Genomic DNA, 23856 nt, shown 5'->3' on the forward strand with positions numbered 1-23856 from the left:
CGCAGTGCTTTTTTTAAAAGTACGCCTAAAGGCGGCCCCTTCTAAAAGAATTTTATTGATCCAGCCGGCTGATTTCCTAATTTCATAGGGCTTTATCAGCATGCTTTATAAGAAAAGCGGAAGGCGCCCGCCTATCGGCTTGCATAAGACGGTCCCTGTAAGAAGGTGTTTTTTCCTTCTGGAAGGGAGCGGCTTATGACCTCGAGCCGATGACGCCTGAAGCTAGACAGTTATCTAACTTCAGAATTTACCTTCTTATCTTTATAAAAAAACGCATAATACGCCAATTTTTCATCCTTTATCCTTATATTGTAGCAAAAATTTTTCTGCAAAAAATTTCATTTCTCTATCATTTTTGAAACATTGCTGTATTCCTGTGTAATATTTTTAATAGTTAGAATCAGCTTCTCTTTATTAATACCACCTCAAATCAAAATAAAAACTGGCAGACAGAAATATATATTCCTGTCTGCCAGTATTCATTCTTCATTATGAGGCTTGCTGCGGCCGGGCGGCCCGTCGCTGTCTCCCATAGAGGACTGTAACAGCCATCCCAAGAATCAGGAACACACTTGATATTTGGAATAGTGCCGATGTTTCCACAAACTGTGCAAGCACACCGAACACAAGCCCGCTTAGTCCAATGCCAAGGTCGATGGAGGAGAAGAACATTCCGTTTGCCACACCGCGCCGGTTGGATGGTGTCATCGACAGCGTCCAGGACTGCAGAGTAGGAATCAATGAGCCAAATCCAATTCCAAACAAAATTCCGCTAATGATAATAAACAAATTCGAATGAGCGAAAGAAAGTACCCACATTCCTATGAAAGTCATGAACGTACAAAGCAGCACAAGCCCCATCGGCCCCCGCTGGTCAAACCACTTTCCGGCAGCCGGTCTTGAGAGCGATGCCATAATCGCATTAAACAAGTAGAATAGGAATATCTGATCAATGCCGCGCTCTTCCCCGAAAATAACGATGAACGTTACGATGGAGCCATATCCAAATGTCACAATTATTGTGATAAATGCAGGAAACCAGCTGGATTTTTCAACTAAAGAGTCCAGGTAAGAGAATTTAAGGTCCTCTTTCCTTGTTTTCATAACCGCTTCAGGCGTTTCGTAGCGGACAACAGCCAGGAGCACAATGGCAATCACCCCGAGTACGCTTGAGATATAAATAAGATTGGTAAAAGAGGTAATCTGATATAGGTAGATTCCAAGACTTGGAGCAATGATCATTCCAATCGTAACACTGAGGCCATAGTAACCCATTCCCTCTCCAAGCCTGGAATTAGGCACTACATCTACAGCCGCTGTCCCATTCACAGTAGTTGACCAGCCCCAGGCAAGCCCATGAATGAATCGGAACATCAGAAAAATCAGCACCACGCTTGAAAGAGGATAAATAATGGTTATTGCCAAAAGCGCTGCCGCCCCAATCAGCACCAGCTGCTTTCTTGCTTTATATTCAAGCATGAATCCAATGAATGGCCGGCTCAGAACGGCTCCAATCGAAAACAGTGCCGTCACCAGCCCAATTTCAAGACCAGTTGCCCCTATGGACTTTATATATGGAGGCAATGTTGGAATCAGCATCTGAAAAGACATAAAAATAAATAAATTACCGACCATCAGCATAATGAAAGACTTTGTCCATAAAGTCTCTTTTGCAGCCTTTTCCAAGTGCATCCCCCGCTTTCCTTTTATCTCCAGAATAAATCAGTTAATTATTTCGCATCACTAAATACTACCATAACTGTTTGGAAAAAGGAAAGGGAATTTGCATCATATCAAAGCGTAGATTGAGACAATGAAAATCTTCGTTATAAGTCCATAAAAAAAGGAGCCAGATTAAGCTCCCCCGTCACCCCTGCAGACTGCTTGTTTCCAGTGTCCGCTGCAGAAAATGCAGTGTTCTTTCTATTATGATGTCCTGATCGTTATCCAGCGTTGCCACATGATAGCTGTTGTCCAGGGTGACTAATTCCTTGGCAGCAGATTTAATGCCGCTGTATATTTCCTGTGAATTGGAAGGAGGAACTACATGATCTTCTTTTGAGACAAAAATCAGCGCAGGACAAATCACTTTCCCTAAATCGGCTTTCACCTTCTTCATCAGTTCCGTTATTTCACCAAGCGATTTAACCGGTGTCTTTTCATAGGCAAGCTCTTTTATATCAGGATTTTTTATGTCTGAACCAATTGCATCAAGGAAACGGACATCCTCCAGGCTGGCTGCTGCCGCCATATCAGGAATTTCAACAGCTGCATTAATCGGGATTATCCCCTTAATCTCCGGATATTTTTCGGCCATATACAATGTCAGTGTGCCGCCCATTGACAGACCTGTAACGAATATCGTACTGCAGCGCTCCTTCAGCCACCGATAGCCTTCTTCAACAGAATGAATCCAGTCCTGATAGGTCGTTGTTTCCATTTCTTCATAATGAGTGCCATGTCCCCTCAGCCGCGGACCGCAGACCGTATACCCTGCATTTGCATAAGCTTCCCCAAGCGGACGCATACTTTGAGTTGAACCGGTAAACCCATGAGAAACAAGAATCCCAATCTCATTTCCTTCAAAATAAAAAGGTTCTGCTCCTTCTAAAACCGGATACTTTTCAAACATATTCCTTCCTCCATTCAATAGATTATTTCCTATTAAGGAATATTCTTTTCACATCCCTCTATCCCTCCTTGTTTGAAAGTATTTAACATTTTTGTAAAACTTCACATCCAGCTTTCAGAAAAACTTTTTTTCCAGACTGGTCTTGTTTATAATAGATAGAATGGATAAAGAGTATTGCCCTATAAACGATTGCAAACACAGCTAAGGGAAGTTTCGCTTTATTTTCCTTCCCGATATTATTAAAATAAGTACTAACTACATAAACAGAAAGGCTGATACCGGTTTGGAAAACAATTCAAATTTTATACGAACGATTATTAAAGAGGATCTGGAGTCGGGAAAGCGCAAAGAGGTCATTACCCGTTTCCCGCCTGAGCCGAACGGTTACCTTCATATCGGACATGCCAAATCGATTGTCATCAACTTCGGCCTGGCAGACGACTTTAACGGCAAGACGAATCTTCGTTTTGATGACACGAACCCGCTTAAGGAAGATCAGGAATACGTGGATGCCATTAAAGAAGATGTTAAATGGCTTGGCTACGAGTGGGAGGAGCTTCACTTTGCTTCGAATTACTTCGAGGAAATGTATAACCGCGCCGTTCTTTTAATTAAGAAAGGAAAAGCTTATGTGGATGACTTAAGCCAGGAGGAGATCCGCCAATACCGCGGAACACTGACCGAGCCTGGAAAAGAAAGTCCATTCCGCAGCCGTTCAGTTGAAGAGAATCTTGATTTATTTGAACGTATGCGGAAGGGCGAATTCGAAAACGGAGCAAAAGTTCTTAGAGCGAAGATTGACATGTCTTCACCGAACGTGAACTTGCGCGATCCAGTTATCTACCGTGTTTCACACGCAACTCACCATAATACCGGTGATACATGGTGCATCTATCCGATGTATGCTTTTGCCCACCCGCTTGAAGATGCAATCGAAGGGGTTACCCATTCCTTGTGCACCACTGAGTTTGAAGACCAGCGCCCGCTATACAACTGGGTTGTCTCAGAGTGTGAAATGGAAAGCACACCACAGCAAATCGAGTTTGGCCGCCTGAATATTACTAATACAGTAATGAGTAAAAGAAAATTGAAGCAGCTTGTAGAAGAAAATTATGTTGATGGCTGGGATGACCCGCGCATGCCTACGATTTCCGGTTTAAGACGCAAAGGCTACACTCCGGAAGCAATCCGCGAATTCGTTAAAGAAACTGGTGTTTCAAAAGGCTCAGGTGTAGTGGATGAAGCGATGCTTGAGCATTTTGTGCGCGAAGACCTGAAAATGAAGGCTCCCCGCACAATGGGTGTACTTCGTCCGTTAAAGGTTGTAATTACCAACTACCCGGAAGATCAGACTGAAATGCTTGATGCAGAAATCAATCCGGAGAACCCGGAAATGGGCATGCGCCAAATTCCATTCTCAAGAGAGATTTATGTAGAGCAGGACGACTTCATGGAAGATCCGCCGAAAAAATATTTCCGCCTCTTCCCTGGCAATGAAGTCCGCTTAAAGCATGCTTACTTCATCAAGTGCAACGATGTCATCAAGGATGAGAATGGCAATGTTGTGGAGCTTCATTGCACATATGACCCTGAAACAAAGAGCGGATCAGGCTTTACCGGCCGAAAGGTAAAGGGTACGCTTCACTGGGTGGATGCCAAGAGTGCCATTCCGGCTGAATTCCGTTTGTACGAGCCTTTGATCCTTGACGAAGATGCCGATCAGAACGCTGAGACAGATACGGTTGAGGCTCTTGAAAACGAATCGGAAGGCAAAACGTTCCTTGACTACGTGAACCCGAATTCACTTGAAATTGTTCATGGTTACATCGAACCAAATATGAAGGATGTAAAAGCCCAGGATAAGTTCCAATTCTTCCGCCATGGCTATTTCAATGCAGACCCGAAACATACGGCAGCAGAAAAACCTGTCTTTAACCGGATTGTCTCACTAAAGAGTTCATTTAAATTAAAATAGGCATTAAGCTTGAGGGCTTGGTTCCCTCAGGCTTTTTTAGCCGTAACAATTCATAAACTGCCTTTCTGCTGAAAAGTATGGTAAGGTTTTAAAAGTAAGCATTTACATAAGGAGGAATAGCATAATGTCAAACCAGCATGACCCAAATACATTACCGCCGAAAACATGTTCAATAGACCGCATGGTGACAGTTAAAGAGGATGTTGAAAAGGTTCTTGCAGGAAAGAAAACAGCCACTCGCCGAAACGGCCGCTATGCTGATGTGGGAGAAATCATGACACTTGAAGGCAAGGACTTTGTTGTAGATAAAGTTTATTCCCAATCCCTTGGTGAATTAACAGACGAGCATGCCCGCCAGGAAGGTTTCGAAAGCTTGGAAGACTACAAACAATCCATTCTTTCCATGCATCCGGGAATGCCGTGGCTTCCGCAGATGCGTGTATGGGTTCATGAATTCAGCGCAGTGAAGAAGTAATCTGCCGGGATGGACATACTGTATCGAATACTGCTGTACATCCATGTCAGCAGTGCCATTCTTTCTGTTGGCCCATTTTTTATTCTGATCCCAATCGTCAATAAATTAGGAACGGCTCATCCCGGGGTCCAGCAGGCATATATCGGCATATTCAGGACATCCGTGCGGCTTGTCAAGCATGCAGGACATGTACTTGTAGGCTCAGGTATCCTTCTTATCATGAACAGCCACTGGGCCTGGACGACATCATGGGTCGTCGCTACCCTGGCAGTCATGGGAGGCTCAGTCTTTTTTCTCGCCCGGGCCTTCACTCCTGTCCTGAGGAAATTTGATGAACCGGGAGCTGATCAGCATTTCCTAATTAGAAAGCTTACCCGCTCCGTTTGGATCTATCTTTTTCTGTTAATGCTCATGCTCTGGTTCATGGTAGCCAAGCCGGTGCTTTGGCAGGGATAAAAAACAAGCGCTCATGATGTGCGCTTGTTTTTTTATGCATGGATAAATACATATTTTCGCGGTTTGAAGCAGCTTTATTTATCTTTTGCTGAAGATGTGGTGTCTCCCATGCGGATGCATGGATAATCAAAATTTTCACATCCAACAAACTAATTACTTCAAAAATCTTTCCGGAAAATCGGTCATAATCACTTCGACTCCGGCATTATTTAAGAATCCGCTGCGGGTTTCATCATTTACGGTATATACCCGCAGCGGAAATCCTGCTTCCTTTCCTTTCCTTCCATACTCGGATAGAGCAAACCTCTCTTCACAATGAATGCTGTCTGCACCGATTTTTTTGGCAATTTCGACTGTGTTTTCAGGAATACCTTCAATTAAATATCCCGTCTGTATAGTTGCATGAGAGTCCCGGACTCTCCTCAGGCTATCCGCATTGAAGGATGAGATAATGACACGCTGTTCCAATCTATATTTAAGGATAAGGTCAATCACCTTTTTTTCCATCCCGTGATAGTCAATCAAATCATTTTTCAATTCAATATTAATCAGCAGTTCGTTGCCCTCCTTCACTGCCCATTGTAAAAGTGTCTCCAGATCCGGGATTGTTTCACCGGCATTCACATCCGCAAACCAGCTCCCGGCATCAAGCTGCAGGATTTCTTCAAAGGTCATGTCCTTAATATAGCCGGTTCCGCCGGTTGTTCTGTCCACCTTTTCGTCATGAATGATCACAAGCGTACCATCCTTCGCCATCTGCACATCCAATTCAATGCCATCTGCTCCTGCCTCCAATGCGGCCTGAAAAGCAGCCATCGTGTTTTCCGGAAAATGTCCGCTGACACCACGGTGGGCAAATACTTTTGCTCTTTTATTCAACTTATCTCCTCCTATGACAAAAACATCATCATTAATATTCTATTCTACAACCAGTACCAAAATCATTTTTTCATTCCAAGAAAGTCCGCTCAAGTTTCACTTCGCATTAGATTCCATTATAATTAAACTATGAAACTTCTTTCTTTCCAGTACGTATAACAAATTATCCATACATAAAAACGAATTTAGGAGTGAAATCTGTGGGAGTTCGATTGAGCAAGGGACAAAAAGTAGACTTGACCAAAACAAATCCTGGTTTGCAGGTTGTGATGGCAGGATTGGGGTGGGATGTCAGCCACAATCAATCTCAATATGACCTGGATGCTTCAGCATTTTTAACAGGCGCATCCGGAAAAGTGCAAAGTGACAGTGACTTTGTGTTTTATAATAATCCATCCGGCGGAAACGGATCGATTCTCTACAGCAGTGATAACAGAACGGGAGCCGGCGCCGGGGACGATGAGCAAATCCGCATCGAGTTGAATAAGGTGCCGCAGCATATCCATCGAATTGCGTTTACTATTACCATTCATGATGCCCAGATGAAGGGGCAGAACTTCGGACAAGTTTCAAATGCCTATGTGAGAATTTTTAATGCCATGACGAACGAGGAGCTGATCCGCTTCGACCTTGGCCGTGATTTTACTGTTGAAACAGCCATCGTCGCTGCAGAGCTTTACCGTCACAATGGGGAGTGGAAATTCAATGCCATTGCAAGCGGATTTCAGGGAGGATTAGCCGCCCTGTGCCGCAATTTCGGTGTTTCCGTAGATGATGAGCCTGCTCCAAGTCAGCAGCCGTCATTCGGCCATGGCCAATTCCAGCAGCAGGCAAATTACGGACAGCAGGCTCATGGATTCAGTCCACAGCAAAGCCAGCAGACTCAATCAGGCTACAGCCCGTCGTCTTTTGGCCAGCCTGCCTACAATCAGACTGCATATAGCACACCTCCGTCCCAGCCATCTGCCATGGGTGGCCAAACCGGTTTTGGACAGCCGGTACAGGCTCAATCCTATACAGATGGCAATATTGCCTGCACCCGCTGCGGATCTACTAACATCCGCACCGGACAAAAGGGATTTGGCCTTGGAAAAGCGGCGATTGGAGGACTCATCCTTGGCCCTGTAGGACTTCTTGGCGGATTTATTGGAAAGAACCAGCTGAAGCTCACCTGTAATGCCTGCGGCAATTCATGGTCGCCTAACCAGACAGATTACGCACAGTGGGCCAATGACCAAAAACGCCGTGCACAGGAGCTGTTCACTCGATTCAAGAGCCAGGATGTCATGGACGCCGTGGTAGCTTCATGCGCTCTTGTTGGGATGGCAGATGGCAGGCTCGATCCGTCTGAACGCCAAAAGATGATTGAGTTTGTAAACAGCAGCCAGGAATTAAAAGTGTTTGATACACAAAAAGTGATACAGCAATTCAATATGTTCGTCCAGCGGATTGAGATGGATCCGATCATCGGCCGGGCTGAAGCCTTCAAAGCAGTTGGCCGGGTAAGAAATAAGCCTGAGATCGCCCGCCTCGTAGCCCGTTATTGCATCGCGATCGGCTATGCTGATGGGAACTTTGATCAAAATGAAAAACAGGCTGTTACCGAAATCTGTATGGAACTCGGGTTAAACCCGCATGAATTCCTGTCATAATTTGTGTTATAGCAGACTCTGCCTCATCCAGGCAGAGTTTTTTTTTTGCATTTATTCCCACCACCTCCTGAATATGCCGCATACAAAGTTTACATGCGGGTATACTCAAAAAGATAAGAGGTCTGTTATTTTAAAAAATTAGCAGGGAGGTAATATTTTTGAAGGAAAGTTCATCAACTGAACGCTATATGCCCATGACTTCTTCCACGAGCGGAATGATTGTAAACGAAGCGGATGGAGTTTACTGCCTGACAGTTCAGATTGTCAATGTTTGTTTTGTGCGTATATCAGAAAAGCCAGGCGACTGGGTTCTGGTGGACGCAGGCATGCCAAAATCTGCAGAGAAAATCATGAATGCCGCTGAAGAACTCTTTGGAGAGAATGCCAGACCGAAAGCCATTATTCTTACACATGGCCATTTTGACCATGTTGGTGCAATTATTGATCTGGTTGAGCGCTGGCAGGTTCCTGTATACGCTCACACACTGGAAATGCCATTTTTAACGGGACAGCAGGATTACCCAAAACCTGACGCAAGTGTTGAAGGCGGACTTGTCGCAAAGATGTCCCCAACCTTTCCGCATGAAGGCATCGATCTCGGAACCTATGTTCAATCCTTTCCTGAAGACGGAAATGTTCCCCATATGGAAGGATGGAAATGGATCCACACACCAGGTCATACCCCTGGCCATGTTTCATTGTTCAGGGAATCGGATCGTGTGCTGATTGCAGGTGATGCTTTCGTAACAGTGAAACAGGAATCCTTATACAGTGTCCTCACCCAGGAACAGGAAATCAGCGGCCCGCCCCGCTACCTGACGACAGATTGGGATGCGGCCCGTGCATCCGTGCAGAAACTCGAAGCCCTTCAGCCGGATGTCGCCATCACAGGGCACGGCATTCCCATGGCTGCCGCTGTATTAAGGGAAAGTCTCACCAGACTTGTAAATGATTTTGATGAAATTGCCGTTCCTGACCACGGAAAATATGTAGACGGGGAACGCTAGAAAAAAGCAAGGTCCAGCAAAACGACTGGATCTTGCTTTTTTGATGTTTAAAACAATCAAAAAAAGGAAGAGTATATAAAAACCCATTTTAATAGTTCAGGAGGTTCATATATGCACCTTGAAAACTTTGCAGGAAAAAAGGTCCAGATAAAATTCAAAAACTTTCCAAACGATCTCGTCGGCTCCATTACTGGCATTTTTCAGCCCGATGAGTGGTACCTTGTTAAACTGATCAAAACAGAAAGCATGGGAATCTGGGTTGAGAACCCTTGCTTCAAGCGAACAATGGTACAAAAAGAAGATGGTACCAACATTCCGGAAGAACAGCAAAAAGAAGAAGATTGCGTCACTCATTTTCTGATCCGCTGGGATTACATCAGCTCTGTCATTACCTTCCCGGACAAGACGACGCTCGGTGTTGATAAGAAAGCCAAATTAATAGGTTTTCAGCCCTCTTAATAGATAGATCCTCCCCTGGTGCCTTATACCCGGGGGATTTTTTATTAGAAAAGTTCTCCTTTATAGACTATGATATATTTACCGACTTTTCAAAAAATAAAAACGGAGGCACAAACATGACAAAAAGAACCTGTATCATTACACATGATCTGGAACCCTCACAGCTTGAAAAAATAAAAGAAATCATTCCCGATTGGGAGCTCATTTCCGGCAAGGATTCCGCAAACTGGCAAAATGAAATGAAAAAAGCCGAAGTCATCGCCGGCTGGAAAAAGGAACTTAAAGAAATGGTTCTCGAGGGAGACAGCAAACTCCGCTGGTTCCAATCCTGGAGTGCAGGTGTCGATTCTCTCCCTCTGACAGAAATGGAATCACAGGACATCCAGATTACGAGCGCAAATGGCGTACATGCCAATCCTATTTCTGAAACCATTTTCGCTCTCATGCTCGGGCTTACCCGCAAAATCCATACATATGTAAAAAATCAGCAAGTCAAAGTATGGCACCATTCCGGATTAAAGCTTGAAATACATAATAAAACCCTTGGCCTGATTGGCACAGGAGCCATCGGAAAAGAAACGGCCAGGATTGCCAAAGCATTCGGCATGAAGGTGATTGGAGTTCGCCATTCTGGAAGACCTGAAGAGTATTTTGATGAAATGTATACATCCGGACAGCTGAACGATGTGCTTCCTCAATGTGACTATGTTGTCGTCACACTTCCGCTTACACAGGAAACACGGCAGCTATTCGGAGCCGAACAGTTTGCCATCATGAAGGATTCTGCCTTCTTCATCAATATCGGCAGAGGGGAAATTGTAAAAGAAACAGATTTAATCGACGCACTGCAGAACGGCCTGATTGCCGGTGCAGGACTTGATGTATTTGAAAAAGAACCGCTTTCTGAAGACAGCCCCCTATGGGAGCTTGATAATGTCATCGTTACTCCGCATACAGCCGGATCAACGGAACACTATACCAGACGTGTGATTGAAGATATATTTATTCCCAATATAAAAGAGTATATAACCAGCGGTATACCAGGCATTAATCTTGTTGATTATAAAAAGGGATATTAATAGTGAGGGCCTTGCAGATGCAAGGCTCATTTTTTATAAGCTACTATATAAAACCCTTCTTCTTCCGACCATTCCGCACAGAATATTTCTTTGATATTAAAATAGCCTTCAGTTTTAATAGATTCCCTCAGCCACTCCCCATCTTTTCCCAATAATGTCAGGCCTTCTTCCACTACTTCGCCTTCATCAATCAGTAAAATGGAAGGATTCTTTTCCTTCACCTCAAGTTTCATCATTTCAGGAGTGACAGGCACTTCGTTTTGGTATTTCATTACACTTAAGCCCCCATTAGTTTCAAGATAAGCATATTTGACTTCATTCATGCTGAATATTCCTTCCTGGCGCAGCATAGTCCTCAGCTGTTCCATTTCAAGATGGTTTTTCTCCATTTCTTTTACATCCAGCTGGCCTTCCTTGACAAGGATCGACCCCCTGCCCTTTAAAATCTTTCTGAATATATTTTTCCTTTTTGCCAGAATTTCAATCATATAAATAAAAGTTCCCCATAGCAATGCAGAATAGATAACTTGAAGCACCGTGACTTTTTCATCATAAATCGTTTCCTCAATGATCCCTCCAAGAACAACCGCATAGACAAAATCAAACGGGGTTACCTGTGAAAGCTCCTTCTTTCCAAGAATACGGGTTACCGCTAACAGTGTTACCAGTCCCACAGCCATCTTTACTGTTATTGATAAATACATCCATACTCCTCCTCTCTCTATAGCCTCTCTATTCCCCTTAGAGGTCTTTGAATACACCTTTCCCGCTATTCCACTTTTTGCAAAAAAAAGAAAGGTGACAGGTACCTATACCACTTTGTCTGACTGGTATAGGTGCCTGTCACCGCTATTAATGTCAAGAGATCTCTTTACATATATTGGCTGTTTTCTTTTCTCCGCTTCCTTAAAACTAAATCCTCTAGTGCTCCAGATCCTGAAAGGACACCTCCCACAATAAGAACCAGCCCAAGCAAGTGGTTGATGGCGATAACTTCACCAAGGACCAGCGCCGAGCCTGCCAGTGAGAAAAAGGTATTCAGGTTCAAAAAAATACTGGCTTCTGCCGGCCCGATATTACGGATGGCTGTGTTATAAACCATGTGACCGACAGCGGTTGCCAATACGGCAGATGCGGCAAACGCAGCCCAAACATAGGCTGGGGCTTCGGTTATATCCTTAAGTCCGCCGGGTTCCATAATGCTGGCCATTACAAAAAGGATCACTCCTCCAAAAACCAGCATATAGCCTGTCAGCAATAGCGGATCAAGCGTTTTCGAAGCCTTGCTGATTACAATGAAGCTAAGAGCCTGTGAAAGAATGGACAAAAACACAAAGAAATCTCCCGGAGTTAAGCTTGATATCCCTTTATTCCCTGAAAGGACAATAAAAGTAACGCCTGCGCCGCCAAGCAGAAAACCCAGAACCTGAATGCCTGTTGGCTTATTGCGCAGCAGAATGGAAGACAGGATGGCTGTCAAGAGCGGACCGGCACCTAGTATAAGCCCCCCATTCACCGCACTTGTTCCCGTTAGACCTATAGCCAGAAAAAGATGGTGGCTGACAACACTTAAAAGACCGCCAAATAAAATGTACGAGATTTCCTTCCGACTTGGCTTTCTTACTTTCCCCATTATGCTTAATATCAAAAATACGGTTATACCTGCAGTTAGTATTCGCAGGGAAGTAATCGAAACCGGAGGAAAATAACTGACAAGAATTTTTATAATGCTCACATTCAATCCCCATAAAGCCATGATGGAAGTGAGTAGAATATATGTTTTTATGTTCTTCACATCGATCCTTCTTTCCAGAAAATCCAAGTTCATAATTTGTATCATTTTATCATATTTCAAATGGTAATATGACTTTTTAAAGCTTTAAAAAGTCAAAGTGAACGGGCATGAAAAACACCCTTTTTGTCAAAATAATCATCAGCAGAATGAAGGAAGGATCTGTTTGTCATCCAATCAAGCAAATTTCTTTAACAAACTCGTTGCCATTTAATTACCCTATTCCTGCTGGCCTACTGACTTACCAGGTTTTTTCAATGGATGAATAAAAAGGGTGCATGATAAAGTAATCGCCTCACTTCATTTGGTATAATATAACCACTAATATGTGGGGTGAATACTTGGATGAATTTTAAAGATTTGCAGAAAAAAGCAGCCGGGGAAAAAGCGGCCGACTTTGTAAAAGACGGTATGATTATCGGATTAGGTTCAGGATCTACAGTGTATTGGTTTTTAAAAAGGCTCGGTGAGTTAGTTAATGCTGGTCTAACAGTTAAAGGAGTTCCCTCTTCTCTGAGGACGGAGGGGTGGGCAAGGGAATTTAATATTCCGCTGGCAGACTTTTCCGAAACCCAAATCCTTGATTTGGCCATTGATGGAGCAGATGAGGTTGACCCTGAATTTAATTTAACAAAAGGGGGTGGGGGATCGCTTTTGAGGGAAAAAATTGTAGGCGCCAACGCTAAAAAACTTATCATCATCGTAGATGAATCCAAATTAGTGCAACAACTAGGCAATTTCCCCCTTCCTGTAGAAATTGTACCTTTCGGCTGGGAACTAACCTCTAAGAGAATTGCAGAATTGGGAGCCATACCACAGCTAAGGGTAAACGACGGAGAAGTCTTTGTATCGAATAACGGAAATTACATATTAGATTGCCAATTCGAGCGGATACCAAATCCAAAAGAGCTTCATAAACAATTAAAACAAATCATAGGTGTTGTCGAAACCGGGCTTTTTATCGAAATGACAGATTTAGTGCTAGTCGGCAGCACTGATAAGGTAGAAGCTCTCAATAGAATGGAATAATACAGAAAAGGAGAGGGTTTATCCTCTCCTTTTCGGTTCTAACTTGGCAGCAAGTCTTTTCTGATTGGGGTAAAAATATCTATGATAATACATTCTTCTATCACCTTTACCTTATGCTCAACATTTGATGGAATGTATTGAATATCCCCTTTAGAAAGGATTCTTTTTACTCCCTTTACTTCGAATTCCACTTTTCCTTTTTCAATATAACTTATCTGTTCTTCAGGGTGCTGGTCAGTTTCACCTGTAAACCCTTCTGCCAGTTCTACTTTTACAGCCATCAGTGAACCATCACTGTTTAAAACTTCTCGTTTTACCATGATGTCTCCTTTCTATACAAAACTTTTCTAAAATAATCCTGGGTTAATTAATTTAGGCACAAAGAATGCGATATCCGGGAAAAAGGCCACAAATATCAGCACAGCCAATACAATTAAAATATATGGGATTACAGCTGTTAAGGATCTTTCGATGCTGAGATTACCAATTTTCGCAGCCAACAATAAGCATAATCCGTATGGTGGTGTTACAAGTCCAATTGCCAAAGTCATAACCACTATAAGGCCCAAATGGACTGGGTCCATGCCAAACTGAGTGGCAGTCGGCAGGATGACCGGAACGAATAGAATCATGGCTGGAATGGCATCCATAAATGTCCCCACAAATAGGAAGAATGCAATGATAATTAAGATGAATACCCATTTCGCCCCGACATTATTAACGAAAAAGTCTTGAGCCATTGTAGATAATTGATAATAACTCATAAGTTCTCCGAGCGCACTTGCAGCAGCAAGGGCAAATAAAGACAGGGAACTTAACGCTAAAGTATCCATAAGTATTTTGGGCAAGTCTGACAGCTTTAAAGTTTTATAGAAAAACATGCTGATTAATAACGTATAAAGAGACGCCACAGCAGCAGCTTCAGTTGCTGTGAAGAACCCTGATATAATTCCTCCGATAATAATAATCGGGGTAATTAAGGCAGGAACTGTCTCATACACCAGCTTTAAAAATTGCTGGACAGTTGCTCTATCAGACCTCGGATAACCCTTTTTCAAAGCCATAATATACACGAAAAGCATCATGCCTAACCCGACTAAAATTCCTGGGACAATTCCACCTAAGAATAGAGCTCCAACAGAGGCATTGGTTAAACCTGCAAAGATAATCATCGGAATACTTGGAGGAATGATTACACCAATCGTGGATGATGCAGCAGTAACACCTACTGCCGTTTCCGTGTCATATCCTTGCTTTTTCATATTAGGAATAAGGATCTTCCCTACTCCTGCTGTATCTGCCTGAGCGGCACCTGACACACCTGCAAAGATCATGGATACCAGAATGTTGGCATGTGCAAGCCCGCCTCGGATATGCCCAACAACGGCAAGGGAAAGGTCGATTAGTTTCTGTGAAATTTTACCGCTATTCATTAAGTTTGCTGCCAGGATAAACAAAGGAACGGCAAGCAAAACAAATGAATCGATTCCATTTAGCATTTTCATCGGAACGGTTACTTCTGGTATATAAGGAACACTAACTATTCCAAGAAGGGCTACAATCCCTATGACAAAAGCAATTGGAACCCCTATAAGCATAAGAATCAAGAATAATCCTACTAGAATAACGCCAATCATATGTTAGCCTCCCTTCCCTTAAGCTGTTTAAAGTTATTGATCAGGTGGTTAATGGAGTAAATGGACATTGTTAGTCCCATGATCGGTATAGAAATCCAAACATAGCCCATTTTCATAGCCGGAAGGGATGCCCAGTTATAATTCCAGAAATTCTTTACAGCTTCAATTCCGTAATAGAAAAGAGCTAGAGCAAACAACAATACAATAGTATCAATAACAATCAAAAGTCCTGCCTTGGATTTGCCCTGAAGCTTTTGTACTAAAAAGTCAAAGCTAAAATGTTCCTTTTTATTCACCATGACAGAAGCACCCATAAAGACTGACCATATAAATGAATAATTGGCTACTTCCTCTGTCCAAATAATCGGTATTCCCAAGTGCCTTGTGACGATTTGAATAATAATCGCAATAAAAAATATCGATAAGCTTATCACGCCAATGGCCATTTGTATCTTCTCAAGAATCTTAATCATGCTTATCGTCTTCCCTCCTATTAAGGATTAAAGGGAAGACCGCATTTCACACTCTTCCCTTTAACGCATTCGTTTCGGTTTATTTAAGTTCTTTAATTTTCTTCAGCAGTTCTTCAGCACCCATGTCTTTAGCCGCTTTTTCTTGCATTGGCTCAGCCAGTTCAACAAATGGAGTACGGTCAATTTCATTTACGACAGCACCTTCAGCAATCGCCTTTTCTTTATACTCTTCTTCTTGGGCATAAACTGCTTCTCTTTCGGCTTGAACAGATGCTTCAGCCGCTTCTAAAAGAATATCCTGCTGTTCTTTTGTATAAGAGTCGAACTTTTTGCCGTTTACTAATAAGAATCTAGTTGTATAGTCATGGCCTGTTTCAGTTATATATTTTCCATTGTCTGTTTTGTGATGATTTTGCTGAATAAAATATGGATATGAGTTTTCAGATGAATCTACAACGTTTTGCTGTAATGCCTGGTATAATTCTCCCCATGCAATAGAAGTAGGGATGGCACCTGTTTCCTTCCAATAGTCAGCAATTACACCAGAAGTTTGCGTTCTGAATGTCAAGCCTTTTAAATCTTCCATCTTTTCAATTGGCTTTTTGCCATAGTAATGTCTAACACCAGCAGACCAATAACCAACTAATTTAAAGTCATTATTTGACTTTTCATTAACAAGCTTCTTCATTTCTTCTCCCACTTCGCCATCAACAACTTTTTCCCAATGCTCATAGCTGTCAAAAAGGTATGGAAGGGCTAATAAATCAATTTCCTTAATGCCTGTTTGAGTCATAAAGCCTGGTGATACTAAAACAACATCTGCTGCACCTAGCTTAAGCTTTTCGACTAATTCCGATTCTTCTGTACCGATTGTTCCTGCATGTACTTCAACTTCGATGTCACCGTTTGACTTGCTTTCTGCCACTTCTTTAAACTTTAATAAGCCTGTTTGGTAAGGATTATCTGGAGATGTCTGATTATGTGCCGCTACAATTTTAATCTTTTTGGAACCTGTCTCTCCGCCTGCCTCTTCTTTGCTGCTGCAGCCAGCTAATAGTGCTGATAATGCTAAAAGTAAAACAAAAGAAACTGACAATAACTTTCTCATTTTTATTTCCCCCTTGTTTAATTGGAATGATAAATTATTTATTAAGCAATGCCGTATATTCAAGCGCTTTCTTCGTCAGCGTCAGGTAATCCTCATCACTGTTTAAGTTTTTAGGATTTACCAGGTTGCCTCCAACCCCAATCGCCAAAGCACCACCTCCAATATATTCCTGCATATTGCTCTCATTAATTCCGCCTGTTACCATCAGCGGGATATGCGGGAATGGACCATGAATATTTTTAATGTATCCCGGACCAAAGGCATTGGCAGGAAAAACTTTTATCATGTCTGCACCATTCTCATACGCTGTTAAAATTTCTGTTGGTGTTAGTGCTCCGGGTATGCTTGCTATGCCATAGCGTTTTGTCATTTTAATTGTTTCAGTGTTAAGCGAAGGAGAAACGATGAATTGGCTGCCTGCCATTATGGCGGCTCTGGCTGTTTCAGGATCTAAAACTGTTCCTGCCCCCACCAGCACTTTATCGCCAAGCTCCACTCTTACTTTTTCAATCATCGCCATGACTCCGGGAGTTTCAGCGGTAACTTCCAATATTTTTACTCCCCCGTCATACAGAGCACTAGCGATCGGCACTATATTCTCTGCAGTTGCTTCACGTATAACAGCAACAATGACTTGCGCTTTAATAAAATCCACGGCTTCCATTTGTTTTACCTTCCCTTCGATTGCACCTATTCCAAATTGGTATGTCTCTTGGTCATTTCTTCATAAGCTGTATCCTGATTATCTGTTTGCAATGTTCCAATGATAATTGCATCGAGAACAAGATGGACTGATTGGTCAAATTGATTGCCGAGCGGCTGAATAGTGCCTGGTTCACCCGGTCTGCGGTACTTTGTGGCAGCCGGAATGACGAGTATCCCATCACATATGGAAGCAATCTTGGACTCTTTATTTGTGGTTATCAGAAAAACCTTTGCTCCCATTTCTTTTGATTTGGCAGCAATTTGCAGAATGGCACCCGTTGAGCCTGAACCAGAGATGGCCACTAGCAAATCATCCGATTCAATACTTGGCGTGACCGTCTCCCCAATCACATAAACTGGAAACCCTCCATGCATCAGGCGCATTGCAAATGCTTTTCCCATTAACCCGGAACGCCCTTCTCCATAAACAAAAATCCGTTTGGCTTCCTTGAGATGTTTGGATAGATGAATCGCTTCTTCTTCATTAATACTAGCCAGAACGGCTGAGATTTCATCAGCCACGGTTTTTATAATAGATTTCATTGATTTAACAATCCTTTCATGGCTAAAGCAGCTTCATAGGGACTTCCAGCTTTCGTGATAGCGCTGCCAACTATGACCGTATTAGGTCTTCTCTCTAAAATTGCCGGCAAAGTGTTTAGATTGATTCCGCCAGCAACAGCTACCTCCAGCCCGGTAAGCCCATGTGTAAGAGAGAATAAATCTGTTCCCATCTCCCCTTCGGCCTGCATATCTTTCCCAAAATGCAAGCTAACGAGTTCTACTCCCATATTCTGCAATTCTATAATTTTGCTGCGTTCCGATACGCCCAGCAAGTCGATCATAATACGTTTCCCATAATGCTCTGCTGTTTTAAGGGTATCTGCAATTGTTTTATCTGCAGAAAATGCCATTACCGTGGTAATATCAGCTCCTGCCTCAAACGCTTGTGCAGCTTCATATTTGCCGGCATCACATGTTTTCATATCGGCAACGACTGTTTTGTGAGGATATACTTGCTTAATCTCACGTACAATTGACATGCCATACTCCTTGATTACACCAGTGCCAAGTTCAATCCAATCCACAAAATTCTCTGTTTCTCTTAAAATCTTTAAGCACTCTTCCCTCGTAAGGCGGTCAAGGGCTATTTGAAGATTCATACTCTCACCCTATCTTTCTACGAATTCTCTTTCTCCCAATTGAACGAGAACGTCCTCCAAGTAAGGAAGGCCTTCATTATCCCCTGAAACACTCACGACCATAGAACCTATGACATTTGCAAACTGCAAAGTCTTTTGAAGCGGCCATTGGTTTAAAAGCCCGTAAATAAATCCGGAGTCAAATCCATCCCCAGCCCCTACTGTATCCACAACTTTTTTCGCTTTAAAAGCCGGAGCTTCAATGTACTCACCGTTCTGATAACCCACAGAACCTTTTTCCCCTTGCTTAATAGCGATATGGCTGATGCCGAAATCTTTGCCAAGTTCAATGACTTCTCTTGGGTCGCTGGATCCCAGCAATAATTCAGCTTCCTCCTCGCCTGTCAGAAAAATATCAACATACGGCAGAAACTCTCTTAAAACAGTCCTCGCCTCTTCCTTGGTCCATAGTTTCAATCTGATGTTTGGATCAAATGAGACTAGAACGCCGTGCTTCTTAGCGAGAGAAATTGCATATTTAATAAGGTCAATATTTTTCTCCTTATCCACTGCAGGGAAAATTCCGGTGATATGGAGGACCTTTGAATTTTTAATATATTCTTCACTTAATGTTTCAATTGTTAAAGCTGTAGTTGGAGAATTAGTTCGGTAGTAAAAAGTTCTTACACTTCCATCCCCCATAATCTCTTTAAAATTAAGAGATGTCGGATATCCGTCAACAAGCTCTAATTGTGAGACATCAATTCCTTCTCCGCGCACAGTATTAAAAATATGCCTTCCAAACTCATCATTTCCAAGACGGCTAATCCAGCCCGTCTTTAATCCTAAGCGGGAGCAGCCAATAGCAACGTTCAGCTCTGCCCCTCCAATCTTCCGTTCAAAAGTTGAAACAAATCTCATTGGCCCTGTTACTTCTGGATTAAACGTAATCATTGCATCCCCGATTGTAATTACATCATTCATGGCTTAACTCCTTTTTCGGTTCTATTAACACGACTCTCTAACAATTAGTTTTGGCTCAAACCGATAAACAAGCTTCTCTTCTGCCGCAGCTTTTTTCTGAATCTTGTTCAATAAGAGTTCTGCTGCTTTCTTGCCTATTTCAAAAGCCGGCTGTGCAACGATCGTTAATCCCGGTTCATAGAAGCTGGCAAAAGAGACATCGTCAATCCCTATAATGGCCAAGTCTTCCGGTACCTTTAAATTATTTTCTTTTACATATTTAAGGATTTCGATTAAAGTAAGATCGTTTCCGGCAAGAATCGCTTTCGGAGGATCTGCCAGCTCAAGCATCTCCTTAAGCCCTTTTTTTATTTTGCTGACTTCTAAACTTTTAATATAATCTTTCCTTAACGGAAGCCCATTCAATTCAAGCGTTTTTATGTACCCGTTTAATCTTTCCATTCTTGGGGTAACATTTCGAATTACATTTGTGATAATTCCGATTTTTCTGTATCCATTTTCAATAAAGTGCTGAACTCCTAACCCTGCTGCCTTTTCATTATCCAGGAGCATAGAGGGAATCGGCACATCAGGCACTGTTCGGTCTACAAAAACAATCGGGTATTTTTCTTTGAGCATTTCATTATAGAGATCTGCATTATCACCGGTGGGAAGAAGGATAATGCCATCAACCTGTTTTGCCCGAAGCATTTCAATATACTTTCTTTCCTTAATAGGGTCATCATCGGCATTACAGACTATAGTATGAAAGTCAGAATCATGACACATATCTTCAATTGCCCTGATAACCTGGGTGGAAAAAGAGTGAAGAATATTTGCCACAATAACCCCAATCGTTGTTGTTGATTTCTGCTTTAAGCTTCTTGCCACAATATTAGGTCTGTAACCAAGTTCATTAATGGCAGCTTCGATTCTTTTCTTGGTGTCCTCTCCCATGTAATCAAACCTTTTATTCAAATACTGGGAGACAGTGCTTTTTGACACTTTTGCATGCTGAGCAACATCAGCCATAGTAACCGTTTTCATTATGTTTTCTCCGAATCACTTCTTTTATCTAAATCGATTTACTAAACCGGTTTACTAAATCGATTTATCACAATTATAGAAAAACTGAAAGCGCTTTACAAGTCTTTTTTTAAAATAGACATCGGATAATACAAAAAAAAACAGCCTCCCATCATTTGGAAGCTGTTCTTTCTGCTTATTTCACATCCTGCTCATAAACCATCTCAGGTGCTGCTTTCATTTTATGCTTCTTTTTCGGTTTAGGGCCCATGTTATCAAAACGCGCCTTATCATAAATGGCGGCACCCACAATTTCCGCTGCAAACTGAAGTTTTTTTTGCTGATTTTATCAATTGTGCCTTCTGGAGAAATGGTACCATGGCTCAGTAGGGCTGTGAATGAATAATGCGGCAGGAATGCCCGCTTCAGCAAAAGGAACATGATCACTTCTACAAGATACTGGAATACAGCAGGTATAAAAATCTATATTTTGGATGTTTTGTTAATATCAGTAACTACCTAATAGAAAGATAGATAAAAAGAAGGCTGCACCATGCAAGCCTTCTTACATTCTATTTCATTAAATCATGGTCCACATAACGCTCGCCGTTCAATTCACTGATTACGTTAATCGCCACTTTCGCGCCGTCTCCAGCTGTAATGATTGTATGGACGCTGGCACCTGCAATAGTTCCGGCTGCCCAAATGCCATCAACATTCGTCTTTCCGTCAGCAGCAACATCCAGTACCGTTTTAATGCGAGGCTCAGTCCCATCTTTAGTCTTCAGACCGGCTTTTTCTGCTAAATCAGTCGAAAGACCAGCTGCTACAATCACATGCTTCGCTGAAAATGATTTTTCTCCTGCTGTTACAGTAAAACCATTTTCAGCTTTTTCGATGTCATCAACCGTTCCTTCTTCGATCTCTGCCCCAAACTTAACAGCTTGCTTTTTGCCTGTTTCAATCAATTCCGGGCCAGTGATTTCCATAACGCCATAATGATTTTCAACCCATGCCCGTTTAGTCATGCTTTTATCATTATCCACAACCACTACCTTTTTGCCCGCTTTGGCGGCAAATAGCGCAGCACTTGCACCGGCAGGACCTGCACCCACTATTAAAATATCAAACATCCATACTTCCTCCTTTAACACATTTTTTACTTATAGTTTATCCAATATAATAATAATTGTAAAATAATGTGATTTGAGGAAAAATGTGCAGTTTAATCTTCATCTTTGATATCCCGGTCCTCCGGTATCGGCTCATTTAAAATTTCCTCCACCAGCTCCCTGTATTTTTCCACCTGCTTTAGATGGGCATTAAACTGTTCCTTGTATATTAAATACTGTTCTCCGTCATAAATGGCGCGTATTTTCTTTTGCTGAATCAGGCTTTCAACATATGACTCAGGGTAAGATAAATATTCTGCGGTTTCTTTAATGGTCAGATACATGCTTGTCCTTCCCTTTCTTATTCCTTATAGTATGATTTTGCTAATTTCCAGGCACTAGAAGACTCAGCTAAAATCATATAGAATAGAAGCTATAAATAATCTGTATATGCAGCCTGTATATTCTATTATTATACGCGAAAAATACTAATTTGACTGAATTCCATCATTTTTTCAGCCAAATAGAGAACAGGAGAAATATAAGCTAATGAATAAAAAAAAGGTATTGGGCTTATATGTGATCATCAGCCTTATTTGGGTATTCGGAACGAATTACCTTTTGCATATGCTTGAACCCTCTTCTCTTGTCAATTTTTTATTCAGAGCAAAAGAATTTCTGTACATCATCACAACAGGATGGCTGCTCTATTATTTTATAGGCAAAAGAGATGAGCTCAGTGCCTCAAGAGAAGATGAAAAGCGCCTTTCCACTTTAATCAATTCAATGGTGGACTTTGTTAATTTCAAAGACGGTCATGGCCGCTGGATTGAGTCCAATGAATTTGGACTTAAACTATTTAATCTCGAAAATGTCGATTATAAAGGCAAGAGAGACTCAGAGCTGGCCGAATACACTGATTTTTATGCAGACGCACTTCGCTACTGCGAAACTTCAGATGAAGAAGCCTGGAGAAACGGTAAAATTACCCGCCTTGAAGAAGTTATTCCTTTGCCTGATGGAACCGAAAAAACGTTCGATACAATTAAAGTACCGCTCTTCCATGCGGACGGAAGCCGCAAAGGACTGGTTATTATCGGCCGGGACATTACAGAAAGAAAGCATGTGGAGAAGCTTCTTGCCGAAAGCCAGCAGCAATATAAATCCCTGTTTGAATATAATACCGAGATTGTCTTTATGACAGACCTTCATGGCACGATTACAAAAGTAAATCCCCAATTTAAAGCCGTGACAGGTTACAGCCCTGATGAAACATTAGGTAAAAGCATCAATGAAATTATGCCGGCTCCTTACAAAACGAAGGCAATCGAAGACTTTACAGACATCCTTGAGGATAAACAGCCAAAGTCCTGTGAGTTTGATTTTAATCATAAAAATGGCAGCAAATTGACTATTCAATGCACTGCCCTTCCGCTTATTGTGAACGGTCAAATTGCCGGAGTTATCGGATATGGAAAAGATGTGACAAAGCTCCGTCAGGCTGAAGAAAGACTCCGCCGCACCGAAAAGCTTTCTGTGGTTGGCGAGCTTTCTGCAAGTGTTGCACATGAAATCAGAAATCCTCTCACATCTTTAAAAGGCTTTGTGCAGCTGATGCAGCTGGAAGATGAAAAGCATCAGTTCTATTATCAGATCATGCAGGAAGAACTCGACCGGATCAATCATATTGTCGGCGAGCTTCTGCTCCTTGCCAAGCCTCAGGATATTTGTTTCACAAAAGCAGATGTTCAAAAAATCCTGTTTAATGTCATTTCGCTTTTAAAAACTGAAGCCAGCATGCACAATGTCCAGATTGAATTTCTGTTAAAATCGGATGTGTTTATGATTGAATGTGAACCCAATCAGCTGAAGCAGCTTTTTATTAATATCATAAAAAATGCCATCGAGGCATCTAAAGAAGGCGGCAAAGTAACCGTTACACTTCTGGCCGAAGACCATCAGCTGACTATCCTGGTTAAGGATACCGGCTGCGGCATGTCAGAAGATCGCCTGAATAGGATCGGTGAACCCTTCTATTCTTCCAAAGAGAAGGGAACAGGTCTCGGGCTCACAGTCAGCTTTAAGATTGTTCAATCCCATAATGGTTCCATTCATTTCAATAGCGAGAAAGGGAAAGGAACAGAAGCTGTCATCAAGCTTCCTGTAAGGAAACAAACACCTGCCCCTGAATCTGGAGTAACCGTTTAAACAGCAAAAGAGCGATGTTCAATCAAACGTTTGATTGAACATCGCTC

The 23856-nt window shown here is 42.2% G+C and carries 25 protein-coding genes and 1 pseudogene; 9 read left to right on the forward strand and 17 right to left on the reverse strand.

The window, feature by feature from the left end; all coding sequences use genetic code 11:
- Positions 1-489: 489 nt before the first annotated feature.
- Together PBF_RS18155 and PBF_RS18160 are read right to left on the reverse strand one after the other, a co-directional pair.
- Positions 490-1692, reverse strand: a complete 1203-nt coding sequence (locus tag PBF_RS18155; RefSeq protein ID WP_035331710.1) for an MFS transporter — start codon at positions 1690-1692, stop codon at positions 490-492.
- Positions 1693-1867: 175 nt separating this feature from the next.
- The gene (locus tag PBF_RS18160; protein ID WP_035331712.1) at positions 1868-2632 is read right to left on the reverse strand and encodes an alpha/beta hydrolase; all 765 of its coding nucleotides are present in this window, start codon (positions 2630-2632) and stop codon (positions 1868-1870) included.
- A 283-nt stretch (positions 2633-2915) separates the two neighbouring features.
- Here PBF_RS18160 and PBF_RS18165 point away from each other — a divergent pair, with 283 nt between their 5' ends.
- The 3 genes from PBF_RS18165 to PBF_RS18175 all read left to right on the forward strand — a co-directional run bounded on the left by PBF_RS18165 (position 2916) and on the right by PBF_RS18175 (position 5538).
- Complete coding sequence (locus tag PBF_RS18165) at positions 2916-4607, forward strand: glutamine--tRNA ligase/YqeY domain fusion protein (protein ID WP_035331714.1); 1692 nt, start codon at positions 2916-2918, stop codon at positions 4605-4607.
- Positions 4608-4731: 124 nt separating this feature from the next.
- A complete protein-coding gene (locus PBF_RS18170; protein ID WP_035331716.1) occupies positions 4732-5082 on the forward strand; it encodes an ASCH domain-containing protein in 351 nt (116 codons plus the stop codon).
- Between the two features lie 9 nt (positions 5083-5091).
- Positions 5092-5538, forward strand: coding sequence for a hypothetical protein (locus PBF_RS18175; RefSeq protein WP_035331718.1), 447 nt, complete (start codon positions 5092-5094; stop codon positions 5536-5538).
- Between the two features lie 153 nt (positions 5539-5691).
- Here PBF_RS18175 and PBF_RS18180 read toward each other — a convergent pair whose 3' ends face one another.
- Positions 5692-6417, reverse strand: coding sequence for a glycerophosphodiester phosphodiesterase (locus PBF_RS18180; RefSeq protein WP_035331719.1), 726 nt, complete (start codon positions 6415-6417; stop codon positions 5692-5694).
- A gap of 200 nt (positions 6418-6617) precedes the next feature.
- On the opposite strand from PBF_RS18180, the gene PBF_RS18185 reads away from it, so the two are divergent.
- The 4 genes from PBF_RS18185 (at position 6618) to PBF_RS18200 (ending at position 10614) form a co-directional block, all read left to right on the forward strand.
- Complete coding sequence (locus PBF_RS18185; RefSeq protein ID WP_035331720.1) at positions 6618-8069, forward strand: TerD family protein; 1452 nt, start codon at positions 6618-6620, stop codon at positions 8067-8069.
- A 188-nt stretch (positions 8070-8257) separates the two neighbouring features.
- Positions 8258-9076: an MBL fold metallo-hydrolase gene (locus tag PBF_RS18190; protein ID WP_235192291.1), complete on the forward strand. Its 819-nt coding sequence runs from the start codon at positions 8258-8260 to the stop codon at positions 9074-9076.
- Between the two features lie 111 nt (positions 9077-9187).
- Complete coding sequence (locus tag PBF_RS18195) at positions 9188-9535, forward strand: hypothetical protein (RefSeq protein ID WP_035331722.1); 348 nt, start codon at positions 9188-9190, stop codon at positions 9533-9535.
- Positions 9536-9651: 116 nt separating this feature from the next.
- On the forward strand, positions 9652-10614 hold the full coding sequence (locus PBF_RS18200) for a D-2-hydroxyacid dehydrogenase (RefSeq protein WP_035331723.1): 963 nt from the start codon (positions 9652-9654) through the stop codon (positions 10612-10614).
- Positions 10615-10640: 26 nt separating this feature from the next.
- Here the strand turns inward: PBF_RS18200 and PBF_RS18205 are convergent, their stop codons facing one another.
- Positions 10641-11318, reverse strand: coding sequence for a DUF421 domain-containing protein (locus tag PBF_RS18205; RefSeq protein ID WP_035331724.1), 678 nt, complete (start codon positions 11316-11318; stop codon positions 10641-10643).
- Positions 11319-11485: 167 nt separating this feature from the next.
- Positions 11486-12454 (reverse strand): DMT family transporter, encoded by a 969-nt coding sequence (locus tag PBF_RS18210; protein ID WP_051488945.1) that lies wholly within the window; start codon positions 12452-12454, stop codon positions 11486-11488.
- A gap of 297 nt (positions 12455-12751) precedes the next feature.
- Here PBF_RS18210 and rpiA point away from each other — a divergent pair, with 297 nt between their 5' ends.
- Positions 12752-13435: a ribose-5-phosphate isomerase RpiA gene (gene rpiA, locus PBF_RS18215; protein WP_035331726.1), complete on the forward strand. Its 684-nt coding sequence runs from the start codon at positions 12752-12754 to the stop codon at positions 13433-13435.
- A 38-nt stretch (positions 13436-13473) separates the two neighbouring features.
- On the opposite strand, the gene PBF_RS18220 is transcribed toward rpiA, so the two are convergent.
- The 12 genes and pseudogenes from PBF_RS18220 to PBF_RS18270 form a co-directional block, all read right to left on the reverse strand.
- Positions 13474-13755: a cupin domain-containing protein gene (locus PBF_RS18220; RefSeq protein ID WP_035331727.1), complete on the reverse strand. Its 282-nt coding sequence runs from the start codon at positions 13753-13755 to the stop codon at positions 13474-13476.
- Between the two features lie 27 nt (positions 13756-13782).
- On the reverse strand, positions 13783-15072 hold the full coding sequence (locus PBF_RS18225; protein WP_200870067.1) for a TRAP transporter large permease: 1290 nt from the start codon (positions 15070-15072) through the stop codon (positions 13783-13785).
- Positions 15069-15545 carry a TRAP transporter small permease gene (locus PBF_RS18230; protein ID WP_035331729.1) on the reverse strand — a complete coding sequence of 159 codons (477 nt, stop codon included), beginning with the start codon at positions 15543-15545 and terminating at the stop codon, positions 15069-15071. Before PBF_RS18230 ends, PBF_RS18225 begins: the two co-directional genes overlap by 4 nt.
- Before the next feature lie 79 nt (positions 15546-15624).
- Positions 15625-16653: a TRAP transporter substrate-binding protein gene (locus tag PBF_RS18235; protein WP_035331731.1), complete on the reverse strand. Its 1029-nt coding sequence runs from the start codon at positions 16651-16653 to the stop codon at positions 15625-15627.
- Positions 16654-16687: 34 nt separating this feature from the next.
- Entirely contained in the window at positions 16688-17317 is a 630-nt protein-coding gene (locus PBF_RS18240) for a bifunctional 4-hydroxy-2-oxoglutarate aldolase/2-dehydro-3-deoxy-phosphogluconate aldolase (RefSeq protein ID WP_035331733.1), read from the reverse strand.
- Positions 17318-17343: 26 nt separating this feature from the next.
- Positions 17344-17901, reverse strand: coding sequence for a 6-phospho-3-hexuloisomerase (gene hxlB / locus PBF_RS18245; protein ID WP_035331734.1), 558 nt, complete (start codon positions 17899-17901; stop codon positions 17344-17346).
- On the reverse strand, positions 17898-18521 hold the full coding sequence (gene hxlA / locus PBF_RS18250; protein WP_035331736.1) for a 3-hexulose-6-phosphate synthase: 624 nt from the start codon (positions 18519-18521) through the stop codon (positions 17898-17900). The genes hxlB and hxlA overlap by 4 nt, the downstream gene beginning before the upstream one ends.
- A gap of 9 nt (positions 18522-18530) precedes the next feature.
- Positions 18531-19484: a sugar kinase gene (locus PBF_RS18255; RefSeq protein ID WP_035331737.1), complete on the reverse strand. Its 954-nt coding sequence runs from the start codon at positions 19482-19484 to the stop codon at positions 18531-18533.
- Positions 19485-19508: 24 nt separating this feature from the next.
- Positions 19509-20510: a LacI family DNA-binding transcriptional regulator gene (locus tag PBF_RS18260; protein ID WP_035331739.1), complete on the reverse strand. Its 1002-nt coding sequence runs from the start codon at positions 20508-20510 to the stop codon at positions 19509-19511.
- A 175-nt stretch (positions 20511-20685) separates the two neighbouring features.
- Positions 20686-20940 (reverse strand): annotated as a pseudogene (locus PBF_RS26855) (M28 family peptidase); the annotation flags it as partial.
- Positions 20941-21061: 121 nt separating this feature from the next.
- Entirely contained in the window at positions 21062-21622 is a 561-nt protein-coding gene (locus PBF_RS18265) for an FAD-dependent oxidoreductase (protein WP_035331741.1), read from the reverse strand.
- Positions 21623-21714: 92 nt separating this feature from the next.
- Complete coding sequence (locus PBF_RS18270; RefSeq protein WP_035331742.1) at positions 21715-21945, reverse strand: excisionase family DNA-binding protein; 231 nt, start codon at positions 21943-21945, stop codon at positions 21715-21717.
- Positions 21946-22150: 205 nt separating this feature from the next.
- On the opposite strand from PBF_RS18270, the gene PBF_RS18275 reads away from it, so the two are divergent.
- Entirely contained in the window at positions 22151-23809 is a 1659-nt protein-coding gene (locus PBF_RS18275; RefSeq protein ID WP_035331743.1) for a PAS domain-containing sensor histidine kinase, read from the forward strand.
- The last annotated feature ends 47 nt before the right edge of the window (positions 23810-23856 follow it).

This window comes from Cytobacillus firmus DS1 (assembly GCF_000565285.1).
GTDB lineage: Bacteria > Bacillota > Bacilli > Bacillales > Cytobacillaceae > Cytobacillus > Cytobacillus firmus_A.